The following is a 25,247-nucleotide window of genomic DNA, read 5'->3' on the forward strand; positions in this document are numbered from 1 at the left end:
AGCTGGTTTTTTCGTTGTACCTGGCTCAAAATTCACCTGATCAACCGAACGCTCACCAAATCAACAATAACTAACATAAGAATAATGAAGCGTGTTTGTTTTATATAATTTAGTGGATTATATAAATGAAGCCAAATTTGAAAGGTGATCATAATGAGTGAATCAAAACGAATGAAGGAAACAAGAACAATTAAAACGAGCCATGTCCTTCCCCCGGATACGAATCATCACGGAACATTATTCGGTGGAAAGCTTATGTCCTATATTGATGATGTCGCATCGATTTCTGCATACAAGATGGCAAGAAACCCGGTCGTGACGGCTTCGACTGACTCGGTGGATTTCCTGAAGCCGATTAAAGTGGGGGATGCCGTGACACTTGAAGCGATGGTCACGTATACAGGCAGCAGTTCCATGGAGGTTTGTGTAAAGGTGACTTCAGAGAACTTGTTGACCGGAGAAACGGCTGTGGCGGCCATCTCTTTTCTAACGTTTGTGGCCTTGGACAATAATGGGAATCCCTGCCCTGTGCCTAAGATCATTCCTGAAACAGAAGAGGAGAAATGGCTGAATGAAACGGCCGATAACCGCGCTGCCCACCGGAAAGCGAGAAGAAAACACAGCCAGGAGCTTGCCGAATTTTTTGCAAGCCATTAAGAAATAAGAACCCCGTCCTTGGTTTAAAGTGTACCCTTTGTAAAGGACATTTTAAAAAAGCCTAAGCTACTTTTAAAAGATGATCTCTGTATTGTACAGGGGTCATCTTTTTTCGATTCCATTGGTATCTATGGTGGTTATAGTAATTCATGTATTGCTTGATTTCCTTTTGTACATCCTCTAATGTCAGACAGGTTTTAATAGAGGTTTCATCTTTCAGGTGGCCAAAGAACGATTCAATGGGAGCGTTGTCCCAACAGTTTCCCCTTCGGGACATTGATTGGCGGATTCCAAGTTTTTTAACCATTTTCTGAAATTGGGGATGGGTATAGTGAACCCCTTGATCTGAATGGATGAGTGAGTCTTTATGTTTTTTAAACCTTTTGTTTTTCTTTAGTTTTTTGATGGTATCTGTGGCTAATTCCATAGTCATTCTGTCAGACACATGGTAAGCAAGAGCTTCACCACTGGAACCATCCAATATCATAGATAAATAAGCTCTTGAACTTTTTCCATAGCTCAAGTAGGTGATGTCTGTTAATAGCACTTTCCCGGGTTTACCCTGATTGAATTGGCGCTCCAGTAGGTTAGGGACCACTGAATGTTCCTGGGTGGCCTTCATTAGACGCCTATATGGATTCGCCCTCCGGAAGGGACAAACGATGTTATACTTCTTCATGATTCTTCGAATTCTTTTCAAGTTAAAGACAATCTTAAATTGACCCGCCAAAGTCATTTTGATTTGACGCGCCCCTTTCTTGCGATTCTTATGACGGAATGCTTTTAAGATGATTTCTTTCAGTTCCTCATCCCTTGCTTCCCGTTGTTTTCTACGCTCTTGGGACTCGGGAGAGTAGTATTTATAATAAGCACTTCTGGAAACTCCTGCGACCCCACAAAGGAATCTCACCATTTTTTTGAGCTTATATTTCTCTATTACGGAACGGATGAGAATGAACTTTTGACTTGGGGAGAGGACTACTTCTTTAGCCCCCTTTCCGCGAATCGAATCTTTTTTAGAAGTTCATTTTCCGCCTTAAGGAGGTTAATTTGAGCTTCTAGTCGAGCATTCTTATCCTCAAGGGATAACTCCCGTTCTCTAGGTCTCCCGGAATTGCCTTTCCTTGTGTCATTGAGCCCTAAAACTCCGTTTCTTTTATAAGCAGCACTCCATCTCTTACTAGCGGCATGAATACGTGCCATACCAATTATATCTGTATCAAATCCAGCCTCTTCAAAGATCTGTCTAGAGAATTTGCCTTTCTCTTTCTCAGCGATAAATTGGCGTTTAAATTCATCTGTGTAGGTAATTCCCTTAGCACTTACAGCTTTCACAAAAGGATTAATGGATAATTGTTTGATTTCTTTCTCTGTGAATGTTTTTTTACTCATGGTGTTTTCCCCGATTTCTACTAGTTGTCTATTTGTCATTATACAAAAAAATACCCTATAGGTAGACTTTTTTAAGTGTCTACTCTATAGGGTACATTTTAGTTATAAGGCCGGGTTTTTTTATGTACCACCTCTTGCCCACCGCCAAATTAGCAAAAGGATATAATATCGGACTATTCACTTAGACAACGCATTGTTGTTAAAATACTCTTCTTATCATTTTACATGGAATAGCCGCTCAATTCCTTCAATAGCTGGAAAGGAAGCATGCACAACGCTGCCTTTTTTCCTCTCCCATTTATTACAATAAAAAAAATTCGCGATTTTTCCTAATATAACACTCACTGATGACGATATAAGGTACGGACATCTTCTTATATGTCCAACTATCTACTAGGAGGATCATCAGTGAGAAAGATATTTTTTATAGCACTGATCACCATTGCCCTATTAATGGCTGGGTGTTCAGGAACTACTAATTCAGAAAAATCCACAGAAAAAGAATATAAAATCGGTGTACTGTTATCGGATACCGGTTTGGGGGATGAATCCTTTAATGACTCTGCCTTCCGCGGATTGGAAAAGGCCAGGGATGAGCTTGGAATCCTTTTTGATTACAGAGAAGCACCGAATGGCGACTTTCAAAGTCCACTTGAAGAATTATCTCAACAGGGAAATGACTTAGTCATCGGACTGGGGTTCTCTGTGCAGGAAGCCATTGAAAAAACGGCTGAGAAATATCCTGAGCAGCAATACCTTCTCATAGACGGGGTTTCTGAGATGGAGAATGTTACGTCTATCACCTTCAAAGAGCATGAAGGAAGTTTCCTTGTAGGAATTGTGGCAGCTATGATAAGCCAGAACCAAAAGCTTGGGGTAATAGGAGGAGCGGATGTCCCTGTAATCCACCGTTTTGAAAAGGGGTTCGAGCAAGGAGCTAAATACATAAATCCTGAAATCAGTTTTATTAGTGAATATGCGAACAACTTCGGTGATGCCAAACTGGGAAGAAAAATTGCTGAAAAACAAATCAAAGAAGGTGTGGATTTCATTTATCCTGCCGCTGGATTTACAGGGGTAGGTGCCATCCAGGCCGCACAGGATAACAAGATTTTCACAGCAGGAGTTGATTCTGACCAATATTTCGTAGCTGAAAAAGCAGTGGTCACATCCATGATGAAAAACATTGATGTTGCGGTATTCAATATGGTAGAGCAACTCGTTAAAGAAGGAAAAATCGGCCAGGATATTTATGAACTCGGACTAGCGGAAAATGGGGTTGGGCTGGCACCAATCAGAAACTTTAACCTGTCAGACGAACAAACGAAAGCCATTGAAGCAGCCAAAGAGAAAATAATCTCTGGCAATATTACCATCAATCTAAACTAACAAGGAGCCAGATAAATGAAATTACGAAGCAGACTGATCATCTTGGGTGTACTTCCACTTGTACTTTCAATCAGTATCATAGCCTATATGATCTTCCAGATTGTGAATATTCAAAGTTCCGCCAAAGATGACGTAAATGTATTAACAGCCACCGAGTCACTGAACGGAAGCCTGCTCGTCACCAAGCAAGCCATGGCGAATTACGCTTTCAACTCTTCTGACGCCAATAAATCAGAAGCTCTTTCATTATTAAATGCTACTGAAGCAGAAATGAAAAACCTTGAACAACTTTTGAAGAATGAAAGAGAGAAAGCAACCCTTTCGAAGGCGGCAGGTAAATTCACTGAATTAAAGCGGGCCTCCGAACAGGCTTTGGCATCACAAAATACTGCTGAGGCAAAAAGACAATCCATCCGTGTTTCAGGTGTTTTGAATGATATGCACCTATTAAACAAACAGACCAATGAATGGTATGAAGGAATTTTAAAGCAGACAGAACAGAAAATTACATTCATTATCTTGTCATCGGTGATTGCTTCTGCCCTCATCATTTTAATGTCTATAGTTCTGTCCTTGTTCCTTTCTAATAGAATTGTCAAGCCGATCAATGCCATTGTCAAAGATGCAGCCAGAGTGGCAGATGGGGATTTGACCATACAGCCAGCAGCAACCAGCAAAAATAGTAAATATGAAATTGATAACCTGCAAAACTCATTTTCTGATATGGTGCAAAACCTCAGGCAGACAGTCCTTTCAGTTGAATCCATCGGGGGCCGGGTAAAAACGTTCACAGACGAAGTGAATGTCCATATGCAAAGCCTGACTGAAAGCAGCAACCAGGTGGCAGTGTCAACGGAAGAACTGTCACGCGGAAGCCAGTCCATCTCCGAAGACATCAGTTCTACCGCAGAACTGATGAACTCAATGGGAGAAGAATTCGGTAAAAATGTGGAAGAAAGCAACCTTTCCGTGAAGTCCAGCAAAGCAGCACTGGATATGGTTCATACAGGGAAAACCACACTGAATAAACAGAAAGCTTTTTCAGAACAACAGTCACAATCTTCTCAGGACATTATGCTGTCAGTCGAGCAGTTTGCGAAATACACAGATGAAATTGAACAGGCGGCAACTTCTGTCAAGAGCATTGCAGACCAGACCAATCTTCTGGCACTGAATGCGGCGATTGAAGCAGCCAGGGCTGGTGAAGCCGGGAAAGGTTTCGCAGTAGTTGCGGAAGAAGTAAGGAAGCTTGCTGAAGACTCTTCCCAGGCGACCGAACTGATTGGCAAAATGGTCCATAATATCAAAGACGGTATCGGATCCATTATTGATCTCACCAATAAAGGAAACCACCTCTCACAAGAACAGCTTTCATCCATGAATGAAACAGAGGCTGCATTCGAAAACATATCCGATAAAATCAGCCTTGTATACAATCAGTTGAATTCTCTTGTGGATGGAATGAATCAATCTAACGAAATGACAGCCAAAGTCATTTCGGCAGTCGAAAACATATCTGCTGTCACCGAGGAAACAGCTGCAGGGACAGAGGAGATTTCCGCTTCCACCGAAGAACAACTAAACTTCTTCAATCAAATGAATGCGAAAATCGGACAGCTTCATCAGATGACAGAAGAAATGAATGAGGAACTGAACAAGTTTAAACTATAAGAGCAAAGCCGGTCCCTTGACCATAGGGGCCGGCTTTTTTGATTAGTGAAAGGTCACCGGCAAATTTACACCGCCTGGCTCAACTGCTTGTTGTTTGGCTGCAAGGACAAAAAAATTTTCGTCCCACTGTCTCTTCCCTCCACCTTAAAACTCCTAATAAATAACATTACAAGTTTACAGCAAGTTTAAGTTTTCTTGACAGGGAAAAATAACAAACACCCCTGCTTGTCTGACCAAAGCGATAATAAGGTTGACGAAACAATAACAAACTCACTTTTCGGTGAAAAACCCCTTTGTAACAGGCTGTAATAATTATTTTTTGGAAAATATATCCGTGTCTATTACCGTCGAATATCTCCTATAATTTATGAAGTATATGAAGATAGACTTTTAAACAAGTAGTTTACTAAACATGAAAACAAGATGGAATACTTTTTAGTTGGAGGAATAAATATGCTTTCAAATTCGGAAATCGGTATTGATTTAGGTACTGCAAATATTTTGGTATACAGTAAAAACAAAGGAATTATTTTTAACGAGCCTTCCGTTGTTGCCATTGATACTGAAACGAAGAATGTCCTGGCGGTTGGTATAGAAGCTAAAAACATGATCGGGAAAACACCCGGGAAAATTGTTGCAGTAAGACCTTTAAAGGATGGAGTAATTGCGGACTTCGATGTGACAACTGAAATGCTGAAGCAAATCATGAAAAAAGCGAGTAAACAGATGGGCTTGTCCATCAGGAAGCCAAGTGTTGTCGTTTGTACGCCTTCAGGTGCCACATCTGTAGAAAAAAGAGCGATTCAGGATGCTGTAAAAGGCAGCGGGGCTAAATCGGTTACCCTGATCGAAGAGCCCGTTGCAGCGGCCATCGGAGCGGACCTTCCCGTTGATGAGCCTGTTGCCAATGTTATTGTGGATATTGGCGGAGGAACGACTGAAGTCGGGATTATCTCTTATGGAGGAGTTGTCTCTTGCAACACCATCCGTATCGGCGGTGATCAAATGGATGAAGATATCGTCCAGCATGTCCGCAAGAAATACAACCTGTTAATCGGGGAACGCACGGCTGAACAAGTAAAAATGGAAATCGGCTATGCGCTGATTCCTCATGAAACCATGAAGATGGACATCCGGGGACGGGACCTGGTGACAGGACTTCCTAAAACAATCACTCTCGAATCGACTGAAATCCAGGAAGCACTGAAAGAATCACTTCTTCACATCTTAGAAACGATTCGCGCCACACTGGAAAACTGCCCTCCTGAACTCAGCGGGGACATCGTTGACCGAGGAGTTATCCTGACTGGAGGCGGAGCCCTTCTTGGAGGCATGCAGGAGTGGCTGACAGAAGAAATCGTAGTCCCTGTCCACCTTGCACCTAATCCATTGGAGTCTGTGGCAATCGGAACCGGCCGCTCACTTTCTGTTATTCACAAGCTTCAAAAAGTGGCAAAATAATTAACATGACGCCTTGAAAATCCAGTGTGATTTTCAAGGTTTTTTTATATCCTGCTAAATAAAAAAACCGGCTGCACAGCGTTCTGCAGCCGGTCATGAAGATGAAAGGAGGTTCTTCATAGTACATAATATGAAGTCATTCCTACTGTGCTTGTACTTCTAACTATATTTTCCTTAATAAAGAATTAGACAGCTGTCAGGGGCTCATACTAATACTAACAGGTAGAAAGGGTGAGACCTCATGGATGAAAAGCAAATCGAAGACTTATTTGATTTTTACGGATACAGCGATCTCTATAAACGGTTTCAGTACCCTCTCTTTGTCACTGGGATCCTTGATGAAACCAGCACAGAGGAACTTGAAGACTTCTTTGAGAGCTTCTCTTTCCATGACCATCATCCTCTTTTTGACGAATTCAGGTACTGGCTGCAATACTTTCTGATTACAAGGAAGAGCTTTAGTTAGTTTTCGGCTTTTGTTGTGTTTGCTTTTATATACATTTCTGAATGGCCTTTAGTGCTGATCTAGAGACCTTTTTTTCTATTCGCTAGGGGAGAGACCGAAATCTGCTAGACGCTAAGTCCGTTCCAGTGGGTACGTAACCTCGGGCGCTGAAACTAGACGTCCCGCTAATCCCCCAGAAGGTCACGTACCTTCCTTTTTCAATCAACATAATATTCAAGATTAGAATTCTGTTATTATAGTACCCCAAAAAATGTCAGACCTTTTTGGACGTGGACAAAAAGAAAAAAGCCTCATTGATAGGCTTTTTCCTGGTAAAAATAATTCGGTGATTTCCACTCATTTTTATAACTTTTATGAAATACATGGGTCGTGGCTGGTGAAACAGGCGGAATCAGCCAGGTCCAGTCACCTGTAAGCTCTCGCCCGCATTGCTTTTCCTTGTTTTCAAAGGTTTTGAATTGCTGGGCAGCTGTATGGTGGTCGACGATGCTGATACCCGCTTCCTTAAAGGAATGGAGTACGGCAATGTTCAGTTCAATCAAGGCTTTGTCCTTCCAAAGTGTAGACGCCTTGGAAGTGTCCAGTCCCATACAGCTTCCCACTTTCGGCAGCATGTCATAACGGTATTCATCTGCCAGGTTCCTTGCACCGATCTCCGTTTCCATATACCATCCATTAAACGGGGCCGCCTTATAGGAAATGCCGCCAATCTCCAATCTCATGTCAGAAATGATCGGTACCCCATACCACTTCAGTCCCAGGTCTTCGAACCAGTTGTACTCCGGGTGGCTTAAATTTACTTCAAGAACATGATTAAGATTGACTTCTTTCCACACCGGCGTTCTGTCTCCAATTTGAACCACCCACGGCAAAATATCAAAATGCGTTTGCTTTCCTCTCCAGCCCAGCTCTTCACATTTTTGCGTGAAATCCAAAGAGGCTGGATCTCCTGTCATTCCGTGCTCATTTTTGTATCCTGCATACCTGATTAATTGATGATTAAAAATCCTTATTTCAGCTTCTGTAGGGCTTGAAGGTCGAAAGACGGTGATAGTAGGGCGGATCCTTCCTTCATTGGAGGCATACTTCAGATGCTCTTCCAGTTCTAAGAAGATTTCCTCTTCAGTAGAGGCTTCTCTGGCATCCCTTACATGCATGGTGTCCCAGAACAGCCTTCCGATACAGCGGTTACTGTTTCTCCATGCCATTTTTGCCCCGTGTTCCAACTCTTCATAGGTATGGGTATAAGTTCCTGTAGTCTCTATCTCATTTTCTATTTGTTGAATTCTTGCTTCTATTTCTTCGGCCTTTCCGAGTTCCCTGTAACAATCTTCTATAAATGACACAGCTTCCTGAATTAAATTTGACAATATAGACTTCCTTTCACGGCGGTTTGCTACCGTGATTATATCACGACACTCTTCATTGTCGAAAAAAAGAACTCTTTGTCAAATACTGCAAATATATCTATATATTTTTTTCAGACCTTCAGGTTTCTCGAAGGCTCTGAGCTTCGTTCATAAAAGATGCAGCTTGATAAGTTTTTCCTTTACATCGCGATCAATCCACTCTGGATGGCAGAATCCTTCTTTCCCCATAAAAAAGAACGACAGTGAGTCCTGCCGTTCTGGTTAATCGTGGCGCTTATGCTTATTGAGAAGCTCCTTCAGCATATTGATGATGGTTGCTCTTTCTTCGTGATCAAACGTGGCTGTCCATTCAGTGATCAGTTTATTCTCATCAGGATGAAGTTCTCTTTGCAGTCCGTCTGTTAAAACTTCATGAATTTCATTAAGCGTTTCTTTTCTGTTTCCTCCGCGAATTTCTTCCATGGCGGCAAACCTCCAGTCCTTTTAGTTTGGTTTATTCCCTTATTGGAGTAATCCAAAACGTTTAGAGGAACCAGAGAGGCCATTCATCTTTTTTTCTCTATGTTAAACGTGAGGTTTACTCGTCTTTACTTCAAATCGATACTTGCGTTTCCTTACAGTAATTGCTCTAGAGCAGAATACTTCTCCTCTCTCTCTTTTTCCTTCTGCTCTTTTTCAGCATAGAACTTCTGTAAAATTTCAAGGTCCGTTTCATTTAGTAACTGCTCTTCAATAGAAGAAATTTCGGCTTCAATGACAAGGAGTTCCTCTTCAAGACTTTCCAAGGAAACAGCAGGCTTCTCTTTTTTCACTTTCACTGGAACCTCCCTGTTGACCGTATGTTCAGCCTTTTGGTCCGGTTCCTTTTTTGCTATGAATTCATTCAGCTTTTCTTTTGCCCATGAATAGCTGCCCGGGAAGAAATAGAGCTTTTTATTGTGAATCCAATATGTTTTTTCAAACAGTTTATTTAGAAAATACCTGTCGTGGGATACAGCCAATATAGTCCCGTTAAAGCTTTCAAGCGCGTCTTCAAGAACTTCACGTGAGTCAATATCAAGATGGTTGGTCGGTTCATCAAGGACAAGGAAGTTGATATCCTGATGCATCAACTGCGCAAGACGGAGCCGCATTTTTTCTCCCCCGCTAAGCTGGCCTACTTTACGGAAAACGGCTCCTCCATAAAACAGGAAACCGGCAAGGATATGCCTCGCTTCTCCTTCTGTCACGGTTACTTCATCCCTGAAAGCATCAATCAATCTGATGTTAGGATCTGAGACCGTAAAATGCTGCGAAAGGTAGCCGGTCCTGACATTGCTCCCTACTTTGACTTCCCCTTCATCTTGCTGCAATTCACCTAAAAGCATTTTAATGATAGTAGATTTACCTGTTCCATTTTTCCCGACTATTGCGGTACGGTCTTTAAAATGGACATCAAGGGATGCCTTTGTAAAAAGAGGCTTTCCGCCGAATGACTTTCCTGCTTCTTTCATGGAGAAAACTACTTTACCGCTGCGGTTCCCATTTTCAAATTCAAGGCCCATCTTCTTCCTTTCCAAGACTGGCCGCTTCAATTTTTCCATTCTTTCAAGGGCGCGTTCCATGTTTCTTGCTCTCTTATGGAGGGCGGCATTCGGAGGGTTCGCTTGATTGGCCCACTCTTTCAGCCTTTTAATCGCTTCCCTCATTTTTTTTATTTTCTTTTGCTGTTCCTGATACTGTTGAAATTCCAGGAGCAGCTTCTCTTCTTTTTCTTTCACAAATTGAGAATAGTTTGTATGGTAAAGACAAACCTCTCCATCTTCAAGATCAATGACCTTATTGATCGTTTCATCAAGAAAGTACCGATCATGGGAGATGACCATAACCGAGCCGCTGTACTCTTTCAGGAAGCCTTCCAGCCATTCCACTGCACCGATATCCAGATGATTAGTCGGTTCATCCAATAGCAGGAGGTCCGGCTTTTGTAAAAGAATCAAGCCAAGGCAGACTTTCGTTTGCTCCCCTCCACTGAGTGCATTGAACGATTTATCCAGCAAGTCAGTGATTTCAAGTCCATTGGCCACTTTCGCCATTTCCGGCTCGATTTCATACCCGCCTCCAAGCGTGAATTTATCCTGCAGGGGCCCATACTCTTCCAGCAGCCTCTGAAGATTTTCGGGATTATCATCCGTTCCCATTTTGCTTTCTAGTTCCTTTAACCGCGCTTCTGTCTCCAGAAGGTCCTGGAATGCTGATTTCAACACTTCATAACCAGTTATTTGGGCTCCATATTGCGGGATCTGGGATAAGTAACCGATCCTCGCTCCCTTTTTAATATGAATTTCTCCTGTGTCAGGCTGTTCGACACCTGCGATTAATTTAAAAACTGTCGTCTTGCCAGTTCCATTTCTCCCGACAAAGCCAATTCGGTCACCATCATGAACCTCAAAAGATAAACCTTCAAATACCAGATTTCCTCCGAACATTTTGCTGATTTGCTGAACACTGCATATAATCATTTTTTTCTATCCTTTCTTGATCTCATTATTTTTTAAATGAGTAAGGGGATCTCAGAAATATATAAAAAGCCATGTATAAGAAAGACCTTATACCATGGCTTTTGAATTCGGGCATAAAAAAAGGAAAGCGTGACGCGCTCTCCTCCCGTTTCTATAAAAGTGGGGGTATTGAGACCTCTTACCGTTCTGTTCTATATGGAATTGCTAAAATTGGGCATACGTATCCCGTTGACAGCAAAACCATGAAAAATTGCACGACAAATGTAGATGTACTCTAAAAATTGACCGTGCAACCCGACAGAACTTTTCATCTCAACACACACCTCCTCAAAATCATAAGTATATTAATAGTATACAATTTTTCGAAAACTTTATACAAGGGTTTTTGATAAATTGGTTTAAGCAACGGAACCCTTTAGCACTTTAAAGCACAAAGAGGGACTGTCCCTCTTCGTGCTTTAAAGTGCTAAAGAGCTCAAATAAAAAAAAGGATTCGCCCTTTTGAGCGAATCTTTTTTTCTATACAAGACGTTTGAAATTATGGCCGAGTATTTCATTCATATTGTGAACAGTGATGAACGCTGTCTTGTCCACTTCCGTGATGAAATTTTTTAGTTTGGAGAAATCCTTCCGTCCAAGAATGGTCGTGATGACTTCTTTGCTGTCGGATGTAAAAGCACCCTTGGCTGTGTGGATGGTCGCGCCCTTGCCAAGTTCTTTTACAATATACGTCCGGATTTCATCACTCTGCTGGCTGATAATGACAACTTCTTTGTTCGTATTGAACTGCTGAAGTGTGTAGTCAATCACGAGGCCATTCAGGATGACTCCGAAGAATGCATACATACCAACCTGTGTCCCAAATACTAATGTGGAAGATAATGCGATTGCCAAGTCAGAGAATAACACAGCTCGTCCAATTTCAATGTTAAAGTACTTATTAAGAATCATGGCAATGATATCCGTTCCACCGGTAGAAGCTTTTTGATTGAAGACGAGCGCCATTCCGGTTGCAGCGATGCATTGTCCGATGATCAGTTGAATAAGAATATCTTCACTGAGCGGGGCATTTAACGGGGCCGCTGTTTCAAGCAGCCAGACATACCCGGAAAGAGCAAAACTTGCATAGACCGTCTTTGCTCCAAAGCTGAATCCAAGAAAAATGATACCAATGATAAACAAAACGATATTGACCATGATCATGAACATACCGATCGATACACCTGGCATGATAGAGTTCAGTAAAATAGATAAACCGCTGACTCCTCCTGTTGCCAAATTATTGGGTGAAAGAAAGAAATGGACATTCACCGCGACAAAAAAAGCACCAAGATTCATAATCAAAAATGAAAACAGCTTTTTTCGCATCACTGCAACCCCCTTTTATATATTATTTATGGATTATTATTTTCACAGATAACGGGATTATATAGGTGTAAAATCCCTTTGTAAAGGGGTTTGAATAAGGTTTAACTATTGAAAAAATTGCAAGGGTTTTCATTGGTTAATTACTTATTAGCGGAATGTTTTTTGCACATGCATCGGAACTTTTTAAGAGTTTCAAAGTTAGAACAAAGCACAGATTGTTTTTTTAACCAATTTATATCAGACTCTGTCTTATAGCAGCCTTATCATTCAACACCAGGCTGGGTGGATTTTGATCTGACACCTAGTCATTAATACCAAGCGCTCTCGAGAATTTTATCGGCATTTAGTATATTTATTTATCAGCGATTTTGGAGATTTATCGGCGATTATTCAATTTTATTAGCGGTTTCTGCGATTTATCGACCAACCCACACATTTCGACGCCGCGAGCTCGCACCCGCGTTACTGCACCCTGCTGTACACACAAAAAAGACCACCCAAAAGGATGGTCCATTACAACTTATCCGGCAAGCCCTGCTTCATGGGCCTTTTCTTTTCGGGCGAAGCGTACAAGCAGATAAACAAGCGGCGTGTCGACGATAGCTACAACAAGTTTAAATAAATATTGTGTACCGATTAATGCAAGTAAAGCAGTCATTGGCATAGTACCGAAGAAAGCAATGGTGATGAAAATCGTTGTGTCGGCAAGCTGGCTCAGCAGTGTAGATGAGTTATTGCGCAGCCACAGTTTTTCAGTTCCATGTTTGGCTTTCAGCTTGTGAAATACAGACACGTCAAGGTTCTGGCTGATAAAGTATGAAATCAGGCTTGCCAATGTGATACGGAAGCTTCCGCTTAAGATAGCTTCAAACTCTGTCTGCATCCCAAAGAATGGGGCAGACGGCAAGTTGATGGCAGCTGCGATGAACACTAATGCAAAGACCTGTGTCAGCAGCCCTGCTCTTACAGTGGCACGCGCAGCATCTTTCCCATACACCTCACCGATCACATCTGTGATGGGATACGTGAAAACGTAGACAATCACCGCAGCCGGCAGGACAGCCCATTCACCAAGGCTGAAAAGTTTAACTGCCAATATATTAGAAAGAATGAGAAGACCGACGAACAGAGAGTTAAGGTATATAAGCATTCCTCTTCCTCCTTATCGGTTATCGATTGTTTCCGGATACAGATCATGATTCATCATTCTGTATTCAGCCATCTTTTCAAATTTTGTACCAGGCTTTCCATAGTTGCAATACGGATCGATGGAGATTCCGCCTCTTGGGGTGAATTTCCCCCAAACCTCGATATAACGGGGGTCCATTAATTCGATCAAGTCGTTCATGATAATATTCATGCAATCTTCATGGAAGTCTCCATGGTTACGGAAGCTGAATAAGTAAAGTTTCAATGATTTGCTTTCGACCATCTTGATATCCGGGATATAGCTGATATAAATTGTCGCGAAGTCAGGCTGTCTTGTTTTCGGGCAAAGACTTGTAAACTCCGGACAATTGAACTTTACGAAATAATCTCTATTGGGATGCTGATTATCAAAGGTTTCCAGCACTTGCGGGGCATATTCAAACAAATAATCAGTTCCTTGATTGCCTAATAATGTAACATCTTGAAGTTCTTCGTCTTTTCTTCCAGACATAAAAAAATCCTCCTTGTTATGAAACCTATAAGGAAGAATCCACAGCCAAAGTTATGATAAGACAAGTAAAAAACCATATCCGTCATGGATATGGTTACAAATGTAAGTCTCATCCATAGTTTTTTATAGAGGGTTTGGGCTATGAACCTCTCCTGCGATAGGAAACTATTTAATTTAACACCCTTAATAGTATGGCAGGATACTTAAAATGTCAATAAATAAAACTGCTGTATTAAAGAGTAATGTTGTTCTCTTAAGCTTAAGCCTATTTATAAGGAACTGCAGAATTTCCGCTACAGACGTGCGACTCTACTCCGCTGTGCGGGCGGTGAGCCACCTCTGCTTTTCACCTAAAAAAAAAACAGCCTCTAACAATACTAACCAAAAAGAAAACGATTACATTTTCAATATAATTGTTATTTCCTCTTACTTCTTATAAATAAGGGTTTCGCTTTACCTCCCACTGGATATATATTATCTTAAAATACCATCTAGCTTGGAGGTAACTTTCATGTTTAACGGATTGACATTCACCATTATTTCTTGCCTGTTTTTTATGGGCCTTGTTGCATGGATTTCATACATAAAAACAAAAGGATCAGTAAACGATTCTGACGGGTATTTTCTGGCCGGCAGGGGATTGACTGGTACTTTTATCGCCGGTTCCCTCTTGCTCACTAATTTATCGGCAGAACAACTCGTCGGATTAAACGGGCAGGCTTTCCGTACCAACTTGACGAACATGGCCTGGGAAGTGACGGCGGCATTTGCCATCATCATCATGGCACTCTATCTTCTGCCGAAATATTTGGGCAGAAGTTTTACGACACTTCCTGAGTTTCTGAGCCAACGTTATGATGAAGGTGTCCGGAAATATACGGTTGTCCTGTTCATGCTGGGCTACGTATTCGTTACCATCCCCTCAATGTTGTACTCAGGGGCACTTGCTGTATTGAAACTGTTCGATGTGCCGGATCTACTGGGGATCAGCTACACTCAATCAGTGTGGCTTGTCATTTGGGTTATCGGAATTATCGGTGCGATTTATGCTATTTTCGGCGGCTTAAAAGCTGTAGCCGTTTCAGATACAATAAACGGGATCGGCCTTCTCATAATCGGGTTCCTTGTTCCCGTCCTCGGGTTCTTTGCCCTCGGTGACGGAAACTTCGTCGGAGGCATTAAAGAAATTGCAACAACTAACCCTGAGAAATTGAATTCAATTGGTACGAGTGAAGACTCTGTTCCATTTTCGACTATCTTTACCGGAATGATTTTTGCAAACCTGTTCTACTGGGCAACAAATCAATATGTCATTCAGCGGACGCTGGGTGCCAAGAATCTGGCTGAAGGGCAAAAAGGAGTCATCTTCTCTGGATTTTATAAACTTCTGGTTCCTTTCATGATGATGATTCCGGGAGTGATTGCCTTCCATTTATATGGTGACTCTTTAAGATCGGTGGATTTGGCATATCCGACCCTTATCGCCAACATTCTGCCAAGTTATTTGACAGGCTTCTTTTTGGCCGTTCTCCTTGGGGCGGTTTTAAGCTCTTTTAACTCCCTGTTAAACAGTGCAGCGACTCTCTTTGCTCTTGATATTTATAAGCCTCTCTTTAACAAAGATGCCAATGATCAACAGTTGATCTCAGTCAGTAAAAAATTCGGTATATTGCTGGCAGTTATATCAATGACCATCTCACCAATGCTGATAAATGCAACAGAAGGCCTTTGGGATTTGATCAGGCGTTTTACCGGATTTTTCAACATCCCAATTGTTGTCATCCTTCTCGTAGGGGTTTTGTCCAAACGTATTCCTTCTGTCGCAGCTAAAACGGTCATCATATTCCATGTGATCACTTATTATATGCTTGTCTGGGGTACAAACCATTTACTTGGATTTGAACTTGGCATCAATTTCATCCATGTATATGGTATCCTCTTTGTGATTGAAGTATTGATGATGATCGTGATCGGTAAGTGGAAGCCTCTCGAAAAAGCCTATCACTATCAGGCAGATTCCAAAGTAGCAATGACACCTTGGAAATATGCCTTGCCTATGTCAATTATCCTGCTCGCAAGTGTGACGATTGTGTATGTGATTTTCTCTCCAATCGGCCTTGCATACAGCCAAGGTATTGTGTCAGCAGGCTTTTGGCCGGCCATTATCGGAATAATTGCAGTGGCCTCGATTATTATCTTTGTCACATTAAAACATTGGAACAAAAAATACGCCGGCTACCTTGAAAGAGGGTATGCCAATAAAAAGACCAATCCTTTAAAGAGTGCTGTCACCAAACTCCACCCTTCTTTCTCAACCAACAAAGAAGGATAACACGGGTAAAAAATGAAGAGTGTTCCAGGATTCCAGCAATCCGGAACACTCTTTTTCTACTATAAAAGAATATTTTTTGTTTCCTGCATTAATTCATTTGGTTATCCTTAAAAGGATTTTTCAGACTAACTCTTCTGATTATATTTTTCGATTAGGGGCATATGGTGTGCGATTTCCTGAAAGTAGGCCATCCTGTTCCAGCCCCGTGAAGGCGGGTACCTGGGACGGAAATCAACTATCTTAGCAGCAATACCTTCGAAAAGGGTATTTTCATAAACAGTCATAAATACTAACATAGGAATAATAGACAAATTAATGTTAAGATAAATACAAGTCAAATCATTGGAGTGTCTCCTTTGCAAAAACAAGTTAGAAAACTAACGGAAATGGCGATTGCCGGTGACCTCCCTGAAATTCATAAGTGGTACCAGGAACACCGTGACATGACGCTTACAACAATAGATTTTTACGAAAAAATCTTAAAACCTGTTATGGAAAGAGTCGGCATACTTTGGGAAAGAAATAAGATTACAGTCGCAGAAGAACACCTGGCGACAGCAAGCATCGACTATCTCATGACCCAGCTCAGATACCAGCTCTTGCATCCGCAGTTTAAGAGGAATGCACCTTCCATCCTTTTGTTTTGTCTTGAAGGCGAACAGCACTCCCTGGGCTTAAAAATGGTTTCCGATGTCTTCAGGGAAAATAAATGGAATGTTAAGTTTCTTGGATCGAGCGTACCAACTGAGGAAGTCATCAAAACCATTGATAAATGGGAACCTGATGCCATTGGAATCTCCTTGGCACTCACACCATTGATGCCCAAATTGAAAGAATGTATAAATTTGATTTATGAACTAGAGAAAGATATAGATATCTTCGTAGGGGGAAGAGTCGTATCCCTCTATAATCTTGAAGAGTTCGGGATAAACAATGTCCATCTTTGTAATGATCTCAGGGATATTGAATCATTTGCCCTTAATGGATTGAACAAATCCCAACCAGTCACGCCTGAAGGTAAATTATAATGGAAGAAATATATTATGTCCCTATCCCGTTTTTTATCCTGGATGCCAAGCTGAACATTCTTGAGTCCTCATCCAAAGGATCAAAATTGATGCAAGGGCCAAGTTTTCTCGATATGATTGAAGAGGAAAGTTCGACCAAGTTCTCGAAATATATTCATGGTCATTCCTCGGGATCAATAGAAATAAATATTAAATCAGGTGCAGTTATGCCTGAATTGTACGATGTGTATATACAGTTTATCGACTTTAATCAGCAATATTATGCAGCGCTCATCAGCAAGGCTCATAACTACTCTGACATCTCTACTAAATTGGACCGAATTCAAAAGCAACTTTGGAACCCCAACCATGAGGAATCGTTTCAAAAACAGCTGCACCCAAGTTCCTTTCATTTGGACTCTGCGGCTGGTCAAATCCGCAAGCAGGAGAACGATATACTAGCAGCTATAAATCAGCTGAAAGAGTTGAAAGCTGCGTTGGAAAGTTTACCACCTGACAAGAAACACCTGGTGGATCAATGCATCAGAATTGAAGAAACACTTAAAAATAATATAAAATTACATTAATCAATGAATCACGGAGGTAACCTTATGTCACTTTTGAATGATATTCTTACGTTTAATGAAAAATTTGTCTCCGAGAAAATGTATGAGTCTTACATCACGACAAAGTTTCCAGACAAGCGCCTCGTCATTTTGACCTGCATGGATACCAGACTGGTTGAGCTGGTTACAAAAGCAATCAATATGAAAAACGGTGATGTAAAAATTGTCCGCAATGCCGGTGCAGTTGTCTCTCATCCGTTTGGAAGCATTATGAGAAGTCTATTACTTGCCGTTTATGAACTACAGGCTGATGAAGTATTGGTAATTGGCCATCATGATTGCGGAATGGGCGGACTGAATGCTGAAAAAGTCAAAGCAAGCATGAAAGAAAGAGGCATCAGCGAAGATACTTTTGAAACCCTCGAGTATTCAGGAGTTAACCTGGATCAGTGGCTGACTGGTTTTTCAAGCGTTGAAGAAAGCGTCGCTCACAGTGTTGACATGATCAGAAACCATCCGTTAATGGATGGTGAAGTCCCTGTCCATGGACTCGTCATCGACCCTTCTACTGGGAAACTGGACCTGGTTGCATCAGGATACGAAACCGCTGAAAAATAAGGGAAATTAGAGCAGCCTCAATTGGGGCTGCTCTTATTATTTGTTGATTTTAAATTCCAGCCTGACTTGCCTATCTGGTTTTTTCCTGGTCCAGCCCCCCACTTATTCTTAATTAATCTGTACATACTTCTTTTCAATATGGGTATATATACAAGTAGCAGATGACCATGGAAAGGAGAATTATGTTGGCTGAAGAATTGACTTTATATGTGAAGGAAGCTACAGAACGGGGAACCATACAAGAACTTGAGAACATCTTGCTGAAATTGAATGGTGTTGAAAGAGCATTGGTGGATACAGAGGATGGCGAAGTGAAGATCAGCTATGATGGAAGTCAGATTTCCCGCAAAGAAGTGGAAGAAAACATTCAGCAGAATGGATTTAGTGTTACTTAAGAAAAGGAAACACGCAACCCATGTTGAAATACCACAAGAACAGGCCTGGCAGTTAACTATCTGCCAGAGCGCTGTCCATACAATAAAAAAGAATCCCGCGGGGATTCTTTTTTATTGTTTAACCGGAATATAGATATTTACTTTCAGTTCGTCTTCGTAAGGATCATACTGAGCCGGATATTCCTCAAGATGCTGGAGGATTTGCTGATCCAAACTGTACCCCTTCTCCTCTATCCAATCGTACAAAAGCTGGTAGGAATCCATGATCTCCAAGCCTTCATATGCCAAAAATGCATATGTATACGAAGGTACTTCAATAATTTCCAGACCATAACGGATTTCTTCAATTTCACTTACTTCATGGCATATATAATAGGTCAATCCTCCGGTGAGATTATGATAAGATAATCCCTTTACAACCCCTGGGTCCACCTTGTACTGAATCCCATCTCTAACTTCTTCTAACTTCGGAAAGAGTGTTGGGATACCGTCTTGAGCTTCCTCAAATGTTCCCTGCCATTTTAACCCGAGGGCTTTAAATCCTGCTTTTTTGATGATCTTTGGCTCCATTTATTCTACTCCTTTTTTTATTTGAAATTTCTTCAAAAAAACTCTGGAAAATCCAGCTAATTTAATTTACAATTGATTACTATTGTGTAAATTATCCTAGTTTGAGAGGGGTGAAAATATGACTATATACAGCTTATTAGTATTGATTCACATTGTTGCAGCCGTGGCAGGACTCGGAGCAAGCTTTGCGATGCCAGTCGTAATGAATTATCCAAAGAATTCTTCACAGGCTCGATTTTCTTTAGATGTTAATAAAAAAATCGAAGCTTTTGCCAAATACGGAAGCCTCACATTATTAATTACCGGACTTATTATGGGCTTTATTTACCCATCCTTATTTAAAACAGGCTGGTACCTGGTATCACTGATCATTTATTTGGCAGTACAAGTAATCACAGCTGGAATCATGCCAAAGAAAATTGCTAAGATGACTGATATCATCGCTTCCCACAAGGAAGAAGATCTGCCTGACTCCTATAAAGAGATCAATGGAAGCCTTCGTCCTTATAATATGATCTTACATACGTCAGCCGTTATCCTGATTATTTTAATGTCACTTAAACCATTTTAATTTTATCAACAGACCATGCAGTGAAATCATGGTCTGTTTTTTTACACTCTTTCTTAGACATTGTTGTCTATGAAAAATAGTGCGGATTGTCGCTATATGTGCGCGAATCAGCGGGGCGGTCGGAAGCGGCCGTTTAGCGACGTACAGATTGTAAGCAGAAAACATTGGGTCAAACACGTTGAGATATCCGCCAAAAAATTCAGCTTGTTCGTGCATTTTCATGACACCACTTTCACATTTGTTTCATATTGTAGTGAGAAGGAGGTGGTTGTTTTGCTGTCGCGCATAAAATGGCTGTCTTTCTCTATTGAAGCACTCCTAGCGCTGCCTATCTTTGGAAGTGTCACTTCTGAACTGATGCCCTTTTTTCTTTGTTTCGTTGCCGTCTGGCATGGATGTGTATTAATGGTTTCAAAATCCGAAGATCAACCGATACTTGGAAGTGCATTTGGGGTCATTGCTTCTTTTACAAACTTCTTTCCGTATGTAAGGATTGTCGCCCACGCTGTCACTGCATTCATCCTTTACTTAGAAATTAAAAAAGCTCCAGGCATGGAGTGATACTTGAGCCGGACCGCGCAGACGACCCGGCTCTTATTTCTTTTCTTTTACCACATGATCCTCTATCTTAACCGTCTCATCCATAACGGCATATAAGGACCTGCCCAGATATAGCGGAATGGACAACTTCTCAAAATCGGGAAGCCCCTTTTCATTAAAAAGTTTCTCATCACGGTAGAACGTAGTGATTTCTGCGGTGAACCAGTCGTGGTCTCCATAAGAATTAACATCAATGGTTTTACATTCGTAAACTACATAGGCCTCTTTTAAAATTGGAGCATTTGTCGTTTTTCCCCGTTCAAACTCCATCTTCCCTGCCTTGAATTTATTCAGATCACTGCCGGAGTACACTCCCGCTTCCTGAATGAAATCTGCATATTGAGCAGGCAGGAAATTAATTGCAAATTCACCTGCCTCCTTCAGCAGTTGATATGTATGTCTTTCCCTTCCTATCGCCACACCATAAATCGGCGGTGTATAAGATATATAAGAATGCCAGCCCGCCGCCATAATATTATCTTCCCCATTATGGGAGACTGTGACCAAAGCCACCATCCCTGGATAACTGTGCATCACCGTCTTCTCCTGAATCGTTCTCATCACCATCACCTCCCCCACTATTATCACACACTTCAGAAATCTCTGTCACTTGTCGAGTCGTTATTTATGTTCCTTTTAGCTTCCCTGTCAAATAAAATTCATCGCGGCAAATCACCTTCACCCACATACGGATGATATTTCCTCAAATATTATTTCCTGTGAAGCGCAATATAGAGTTGAGTATGTGTTCGAATGTTCTTGAAGGAGGATTTTTTATGAGCAATGCTGGATGCGGACCTGGCAACGGCAGTCAAAGTCAGAGCGGCGATGCCGGGAAAGGGGATTTGAAATGGTGGCAGCTGTCCCTGATGGGTGTCGGTTGTACCATCGGAACTGGATATTTTTTAGGTTCAAGCATTGGAATCAAAAATACCGGTCCATCCATCGTTTTTGCATTTATCTTAGCGGCGGTCGGGACTTATATTGTTTTTAATCTGCTGGCAAAGATGACAGCTGAAGACCCGCAAGAGGGTTCATTCTGTTACTATGCCGATAAAGCTTATGGAAAATGGGCTGGTTTCAGCTGCGGCTGGAATTACTGGGCATCGAATATATTGATTATGGGAAGCCAGTTGATGGCCCTGTCACTTCTCTCTCAATTTTGGTTCGAAAAGGTCCCCCTGTGGGTGTTTGCCGCGGGCTATGCCATCCTTTCCATCTTTGTGGTTTTGCTCGGAACGAAAGGGTTCGACAAAGTCGAGGATATCCTTGCAATCATAAAAACGGCGGCCATCGTCATGTTTATCATTCTTGCAGCTGCCGTCTATTTTGGCATGTTAAAGGGTGGCGGAAACAAGCCTGAGTTCCCTTCCTCTGCAGGAAAACTGTTCCCGGAAGGTTTCAAGGGGTTCTGGTCCTCATTGATTTATGCCTTCTATGCCTATGGGGGAATTGAAGTCATAGGCCTAATGGCGATGCAACTGAAAAAGAAAGAGGATGCACCTAAAGCCGGAAAAATCATGCTTATCGTGCTGATGATCATTTATGTACTTTCCTTGGCACTGACGGTCCTGCTCGTCTCGGTTGATAAATTCACTCCCGATGAGAGTCCGTTCGTCACCGCTCTCGCGGGCAGCAACCTTGATTTCTTTCCTCACGTTTTCAATGGAGCGATTATCATAGCAGGCTTTTCCGCTATGACTGCAGCCCTGTTTGGAGTGACAAACCTGCTTGTAACTATGGCTAAAGATGAAAATGCGCCAAAGCTTTTTTCTAAAAAAATCAAGAAATTTAAAGAACTGCCGCTCCCTTCCCTGGGCCTTGCGGCTGCCGGATTACTCTTGTCCGTCATTACAGCCCTGATCGTCCCGGGCAAGATCTATGAATACATTACAACAGCTGCCGGTATATTGATTTTGTATAACTGGGCATTCATCATCATTTCTGCCTTTAAGATTCTGGAGAATAAGATTACCGGAAAGCTTCTGGCTGTATTTGGGATGTTGCTGATTCTTGCAGCCGTCACAGTACTTTAATGGATAAAGAAATCCGGCTCGGCTTCTTTATCAGCCTCATGCTTGTCGCCCTGATCGCCATCGCCTCCTTTATCATGAAGAGAAAAATGGGACAAAGAAAACATCAGCAGTAGATAAAGCTGGCTCATTCAGATACTCTGAGAGCAGCTTTATATTTATCACAGCGCGTGTTGATGCGTATATACTGCTGTGTGCGATCGGCGACATCATTTCCAGATGTGCTGACATGGTTTGACTGTCTCAAAGCGATGAACAGTTCATCCGCAATCTCTGATTGGTTTTACGTTCGGCCATGAGCAGCAGGATCTCCATCTCCTGTTGGTCAATTCTTCATGAGGCAGCGCCATGTTTTTGCCTCTCATTTTCAGCATCATCTTTCCCGTTACCTCGGGCTCCAGGACAGTCTGGCCCTGATAGGTGGAACGGACAGCATCGGCGATTTCACTTGCCTTGGAAGTTTTAAGCATATAACTCGTTGCACCTGCTTCCAAAGCCGGATACACTTTATCATCATCAAGGAAGCTGGTTACAATGATGATTTTGGCTTCCGGCCATTTCTCTATAATCCGGCGGGTAGCTTCGATGCCATCCATTTCTTTCATAACGAGGTCCATCAAAATGATATCAGGTTTATGCTGGAGAGCCAGATCAATGGCCGCACTGCCATCATCCGCTTCTGCCACCACCTCGATATCCGGCTGGGCCGTCAAGTAGGAAGAGACCCCTATTCTTACCATTTCATGATCATCAACAAATAGAACTCTTATCATTCTTTATCACCCTCTGTTTCCACCATTGGAACTTTCACTTCAAGTCTCGTTCCTTTGTTCGGGACACTGACTATCTTTAAGGAACCGCCGATTTCAAGGGCACGCTCCTGCATATTCTGTAAGCCGTATGACCCTGTTTTCTCTAATTCACTGTCAAAGCCGATTCCATCATCCATCACCCTCAATATGACAAGTGAGTCTCTTTTAATTAAGAGGACTTCCAGTGAATTGGCTTTGGAATGTCTTAATGTATTCGAGACAGACTCCTGCAAAATCCGAAAAAGATGGTCTTCTATCCCTTTATCCAAGGAGATTTCCTCTATCTTCCACTCCACTTCCATCGGCACCTTATTGTTTAATTCCACTAAAAGCTCTTTAATTCCTTCATGAAGGGTCTTCCCTTTTAAGGCAGCCGGCCGCAGATGCAGCAGGAGTGCCCTCATTTCGAGCTGGGATTGGTGAATCATCCCTTCAACCATTTTCAACTGTTTCGATTCTGTTGGAGTCGAGGTGCCGCTTTTCGATTCTGTAATCGCAGACATCATCATAGAAGCTGCGAACAATTGCTGGCTGACCGAATCATGCAGTTCCCTTGCGAGCCGGTTTCTTTCTTGAGAGACAATTTCCTGAATCCGTTTCTCCTGTTCTTCTGCTTTTTCATTGACCAGCTTTTGTGATTGCTTTGTCCTTTTATTGATTTGTTCCTGCACTTTTATGAGGCCGTTCCAAACTCCTGATAATTCTGCCACGTTAAACAATTTACCGCGCTCAAGTAGACGTCCCTGATCTAAATCCATAATGCCTGATTGAATCTCAATTAACTTTTTCCTCAGGGGCAGGGCTGTCCAGATGCCTCCTGATAACCCAATAAGGGCCGTTATAAAGGGGATATAGACAACCAATGGGATATCCATGATTTCCTTTTTGATAAAAAACTGCCAATCCGGGAAGGGGAATATAAAAGCAAAAATAGCTGTTAATACAACCAATAAAACAAGTGATATCGTAAGGCTGAAGAGAACCTGGCGCTTAAGAATACTCATACTCTTTTAACCTCGAGATCTCCCACAGCCAAAGTTGTAATGATTTTAACTTTCTGTGGAGCATGATCATATCCGCTTGTCTGATAAAAAACGGACTGGTTGAAGGATCTCGGTTCCATACTGTCAAAAATCGTGATGGCCCCGGCCAAGCCATTATGATGAACGCTTACTTCAATATCATATGGTACGAGGATTACAATATTCCCAAGCACATGACGGACCGAAATGACGGAAGTTCCTTTTGGGAGCACCGTATTCCCCAAGTCGATGACGGTATCACCCACCCCTCCCTGGATATTGATATCATTCCATTCATACACATGTTCAGGTGTCTGCTGGCGGCCGAACCAGACATTCTGCAGGCTGGCCTTCTTAATATAAACAGGCTCTTCTCCATCATCGAAAGTCTGCTTGACTCCAGGTTCAATCACGGTTGGATATTTTTTAGATTGGGCAAATCTTAGGATGATCATCACCAAGAGAGCGAGCAAAAATAACCGGAAAGCCATTGTGTTCAGAATGGTCAGCGATAGGCTGATGATTCCAAACCAGAACAGTATTTTCCCTGATGTACGGGGAAGCCTTTTTCTCCCTAAATATATGCATCCCAAGGTTATGAACAGAAAGAAAACCACTCCCCCATCGTAAAAGAACATTTCAAACAGCAGCATGATGATGCCGATCAGTAGAATCCAGCTGAACCTATCCGTCCTGAATTTGTTTAACATGGGGGAATCCTCCTCTCAATTTTTGTGTTCGCAACTACCCTTAAGCTATCATTTTTTATTCTCAACATCATAACTT

At 41.9% G+C, this 25,247-nt stretch carries 24 protein-coding genes, 2 pseudogenes and 1 riboswitch; of the genes and pseudogenes, 13 read left to right on the plus strand and 13 right to left on the minus strand.

From position 1 onward, the window contains the following. The first annotated feature begins 153 nt into the window (after nucleotides 1-153). Complete coding sequence (locus tag BSG1_RS06585; protein ID WP_006836185.1) at nucleotides 154-657, plus strand: acyl-CoA thioesterase; 504 nt, start codon at nucleotides 154-156, stop codon at nucleotides 655-657. A gap of 61 nt (nucleotides 658-718) precedes the next feature. Here the strand turns inward: BSG1_RS06585 and BSG1_RS20220 are convergent. Continuing rightward, nucleotides 719-2,088, minus strand: a protein-coding gene (locus BSG1_RS20220) for an IS3-like element ISBsp2 family transposase (RefSeq protein ID WP_156791420.1) whose coding sequence is annotated in 2 segments (ribosomal slippage) — nucleotides 719-1,677 and nucleotides 1,677-2,088 — 1,371 coding nt in all. Because the reading frame shifts where the segments join, the coding sequence is not laid out codon by codon here. A gap of 369 nt (nucleotides 2,089-2,457) precedes the next feature. Between BSG1_RS20220 and BSG1_RS06600 the strand changes: the two genes are divergently transcribed. From BSG1_RS06600 to BSG1_RS06615, 4 genes are all read left to right on the plus strand, one after another. After that, nucleotides 2,458-3,438, plus strand: a complete 981-nt coding sequence (locus BSG1_RS06600; protein ID WP_044022523.1) for a BMP family lipoprotein — start codon at nucleotides 2,458-2,460, stop codon at nucleotides 3,436-3,438. 15 nt (nucleotides 3,439-3,453) lie between these two features. Further along, nucleotides 3,454-5,109: a methyl-accepting chemotaxis protein gene (locus tag BSG1_RS06605; RefSeq protein ID WP_006836187.1), complete on the plus strand. Its 1,656-nt coding sequence runs from the start codon at nucleotides 3,454-3,456 to the stop codon at nucleotides 5,107-5,109. Nucleotides 5,110-5,562: 453 nt separating this feature from the next. Next, nucleotides 5,563-6,570 (plus strand): rod-share determining protein MreBH, encoded by a 1,008-nt coding sequence (gene mreBH / locus BSG1_RS06610; protein WP_006836188.1) that lies wholly within the window; start codon nucleotides 5,563-5,565, stop codon nucleotides 6,568-6,570. 241 nt (nucleotides 6,571-6,811) lie between these two features. Next, the gene (locus BSG1_RS06615; RefSeq protein WP_006836189.1) at nucleotides 6,812-7,036 is read left to right on the plus strand and encodes a hypothetical protein; all 225 of its coding nucleotides are present in this window, start codon (nucleotides 6,812-6,814) and stop codon (nucleotides 7,034-7,036) included. 290 nt (nucleotides 7,037-7,326) lie between these two features. Here BSG1_RS06615 and BSG1_RS06620 read toward each other — a convergent pair whose 3' ends face one another. The 7 genes from BSG1_RS06620 to queF all read right to left on the minus strand — a co-directional run bounded on the left by BSG1_RS06620 (nucleotide 7,327) and on the right by queF (nucleotide 13,935). Continuing rightward, nucleotides 7,327-8,406, minus strand: coding sequence for a nitric oxide synthase oxygenase (locus tag BSG1_RS06620; protein ID WP_006836190.1), 1,080 nt, complete (start codon nucleotides 8,404-8,406; stop codon nucleotides 7,327-7,329). Between the two features lie 261 nt (nucleotides 8,407-8,667). Then, nucleotides 8,668-8,868, minus strand: a complete 201-nt coding sequence (locus tag BSG1_RS06625) for a hypothetical protein (RefSeq protein WP_006836192.1) — start codon at nucleotides 8,866-8,868, stop codon at nucleotides 8,668-8,670. Nucleotides 8,869-9,020: 152 nt separating this feature from the next. Continuing rightward, nucleotides 9,021-10,907, minus strand: a complete 1,887-nt coding sequence (gene abc-f, locus BSG1_RS06630) for a ribosomal protection-like ABC-F family protein (RefSeq protein WP_006836193.1) — start codon at nucleotides 10,905-10,907, stop codon at nucleotides 9,021-9,023. Between the two features lie 191 nt (nucleotides 10,908-11,098). After that, nucleotides 11,099-11,218, minus strand: a complete 120-nt coding sequence (locus tag BSG1_RS21645) for an RAxF-45 family protein (protein ID WP_332248302.1) — start codon at nucleotides 11,216-11,218, stop codon at nucleotides 11,099-11,101. 208 nt (nucleotides 11,219-11,426) lie between these two features. After that, on the minus strand, nucleotides 11,427-12,275 hold the full coding sequence (locus BSG1_RS06635) for a YitT family protein (RefSeq protein ID WP_006836194.1): 849 nt from the start codon (nucleotides 12,273-12,275) through the stop codon (nucleotides 11,427-11,429). Between the two features lie 520 nt (nucleotides 12,276-12,795). Next, nucleotides 12,796-13,425 carry a queuosine precursor transporter gene (locus BSG1_RS06640; RefSeq protein WP_006836195.1) on the minus strand — a complete coding sequence of 210 codons (630 nt, stop codon included), beginning with the start codon at nucleotides 13,423-13,425 and terminating at the stop codon, nucleotides 12,796-12,798. A gap of 12 nt (nucleotides 13,426-13,437) precedes the next feature. Beyond that, the gene (gene queF, locus BSG1_RS06645) at nucleotides 13,438-13,935 is read right to left on the minus strand and encodes a preQ(1) synthase (RefSeq protein WP_006836196.1); all 498 of its coding nucleotides are present in this window, start codon (nucleotides 13,933-13,935) and stop codon (nucleotides 13,438-13,440) included. A 109-nt stretch (nucleotides 13,936-14,044) separates the two neighbouring features. Continuing rightward, a riboswitch (PreQ1 riboswitch) is annotated at nucleotides 14,045-14,091 on the minus strand. Between the two features lie 355 nt (nucleotides 14,092-14,446). On the opposite strand from queF, the gene BSG1_RS06650 reads away from it, so the two are divergent. The 5 genes from BSG1_RS06650 (at nucleotide 14,447) to BSG1_RS06675 (ending at nucleotide 18,853) form a co-directional block, all read left to right on the plus strand. Further along, nucleotides 14,447-16,267 carry a solute:sodium symporter family transporter gene (locus BSG1_RS06650; RefSeq protein WP_006836197.1) on the plus strand — a complete coding sequence of 607 codons (1,821 nt, stop codon included), beginning with the start codon at nucleotides 14,447-14,449 and terminating at the stop codon, nucleotides 16,265-16,267. Nucleotides 16,268-16,623: 356 nt separating this feature from the next. After that, complete coding sequence (locus BSG1_RS06660) at nucleotides 16,624-17,295, plus strand: cobalamin B12-binding domain-containing protein (RefSeq protein WP_052302364.1); 672 nt, start codon at nucleotides 16,624-16,626, stop codon at nucleotides 17,293-17,295. Continuing rightward, nucleotides 17,295-17,861, plus strand: a complete 567-nt coding sequence (locus tag BSG1_RS06665) for a hypothetical protein (RefSeq protein WP_006836200.1) — start codon at nucleotides 17,295-17,297, stop codon at nucleotides 17,859-17,861. The genes BSG1_RS06660 and BSG1_RS06665 overlap by 1 nt, the downstream gene beginning before the upstream one ends. Nucleotides 17,862-17,885: 24 nt before the next feature. Further along, nucleotides 17,886-18,458 (plus strand): beta-class carbonic anhydrase, encoded by a 573-nt coding sequence (locus BSG1_RS06670; protein ID WP_006836201.1) that lies wholly within the window; start codon nucleotides 17,886-17,888, stop codon nucleotides 18,456-18,458. 182 nt (nucleotides 18,459-18,640) lie between these two features. After that, on the plus strand, nucleotides 18,641-18,853 hold the full coding sequence (locus tag BSG1_RS06675) for a heavy-metal-associated domain-containing protein (protein WP_044022525.1): 213 nt from the start codon (nucleotides 18,641-18,643) through the stop codon (nucleotides 18,851-18,853). Between the two features lie 111 nt (nucleotides 18,854-18,964). Here the strand turns inward: BSG1_RS06675 and BSG1_RS06680 are convergent, their stop codons facing one another. Beyond that, complete coding sequence (locus tag BSG1_RS06680) at nucleotides 18,965-19,423, minus strand: GyrI-like domain-containing protein (RefSeq protein WP_006836203.1); 459 nt, start codon at nucleotides 19,421-19,423, stop codon at nucleotides 18,965-18,967. Between the two features lie 118 nt (nucleotides 19,424-19,541). On the opposite strand from BSG1_RS06680, the gene BSG1_RS06685 reads away from it, so the two are divergent. Together BSG1_RS06685 and BSG1_RS06695 are read left to right on the plus strand one after the other, a co-directional pair. After that, the gene (locus BSG1_RS06685; protein ID WP_006836204.1) at nucleotides 19,542-19,994 is read left to right on the plus strand and encodes a DUF2269 family protein; all 453 of its coding nucleotides are present in this window, start codon (nucleotides 19,542-19,544) and stop codon (nucleotides 19,992-19,994) included. 273 nt (nucleotides 19,995-20,267) lie between these two features. Further along, nucleotides 20,268-20,555, plus strand: coding sequence for a hypothetical protein (locus tag BSG1_RS06695; RefSeq protein WP_044022526.1), 288 nt, complete (start codon nucleotides 20,268-20,270; stop codon nucleotides 20,553-20,555). 33 nt (nucleotides 20,556-20,588) lie between these two features. Here BSG1_RS06695 and BSG1_RS06700 read toward each other — a convergent pair whose 3' ends face one another. Next, the gene (locus tag BSG1_RS06700; protein ID WP_044022527.1) at nucleotides 20,589-21,155 is read right to left on the minus strand and encodes a flavin reductase family protein; all 567 of its coding nucleotides are present in this window, start codon (nucleotides 21,153-21,155) and stop codon (nucleotides 20,589-20,591) included. A 215-nt stretch (nucleotides 21,156-21,370) separates the two neighbouring features. Between BSG1_RS06700 and BSG1_RS06705 the strand changes: the two are divergent. Further along, a pseudogene (locus BSG1_RS06705) lies at nucleotides 21,371-22,743 on the plus strand (amino acid permease). Between the two features lie 11 nt (nucleotides 22,744-22,754). Here BSG1_RS06705 and BSG1_RS06710 read toward each other — a convergent pair. From BSG1_RS06710 to liaF, 3 genes and pseudogenes are all read right to left on the minus strand, one after another. Beyond that, a pseudogene (locus tag BSG1_RS06710) lies at nucleotides 22,755-23,400 on the minus strand (response regulator). Beyond that, nucleotides 23,397-24,443 carry a sensor histidine kinase gene (locus BSG1_RS06715; protein WP_006836211.1) on the minus strand — a complete coding sequence of 349 codons (1,047 nt, stop codon included), beginning with the start codon at nucleotides 24,441-24,443 and terminating at the stop codon, nucleotides 23,397-23,399. Before BSG1_RS06715 ends, BSG1_RS06710 begins: the two are co-directional and overlap by 4 nt. Then, complete coding sequence (gene liaF, locus BSG1_RS06720; protein ID WP_006836212.1) at nucleotides 24,440-25,171, minus strand: cell wall-active antibiotics response protein LiaF; 732 nt, start codon at nucleotides 25,169-25,171, stop codon at nucleotides 24,440-24,442. The genes BSG1_RS06715 and liaF overlap by 4 nt, the downstream gene beginning before the upstream one ends. Between the last annotated feature and the right edge of the window lie 76 nt (nucleotides 25,172-25,247).

This window comes from Bacillus sp. SG-1 (genome assembly GCF_000181495.1).
Lineage (GTDB): Bacteria > Bacillota > Bacilli > Bacillales > Bacillaceae_B > Rossellomorea.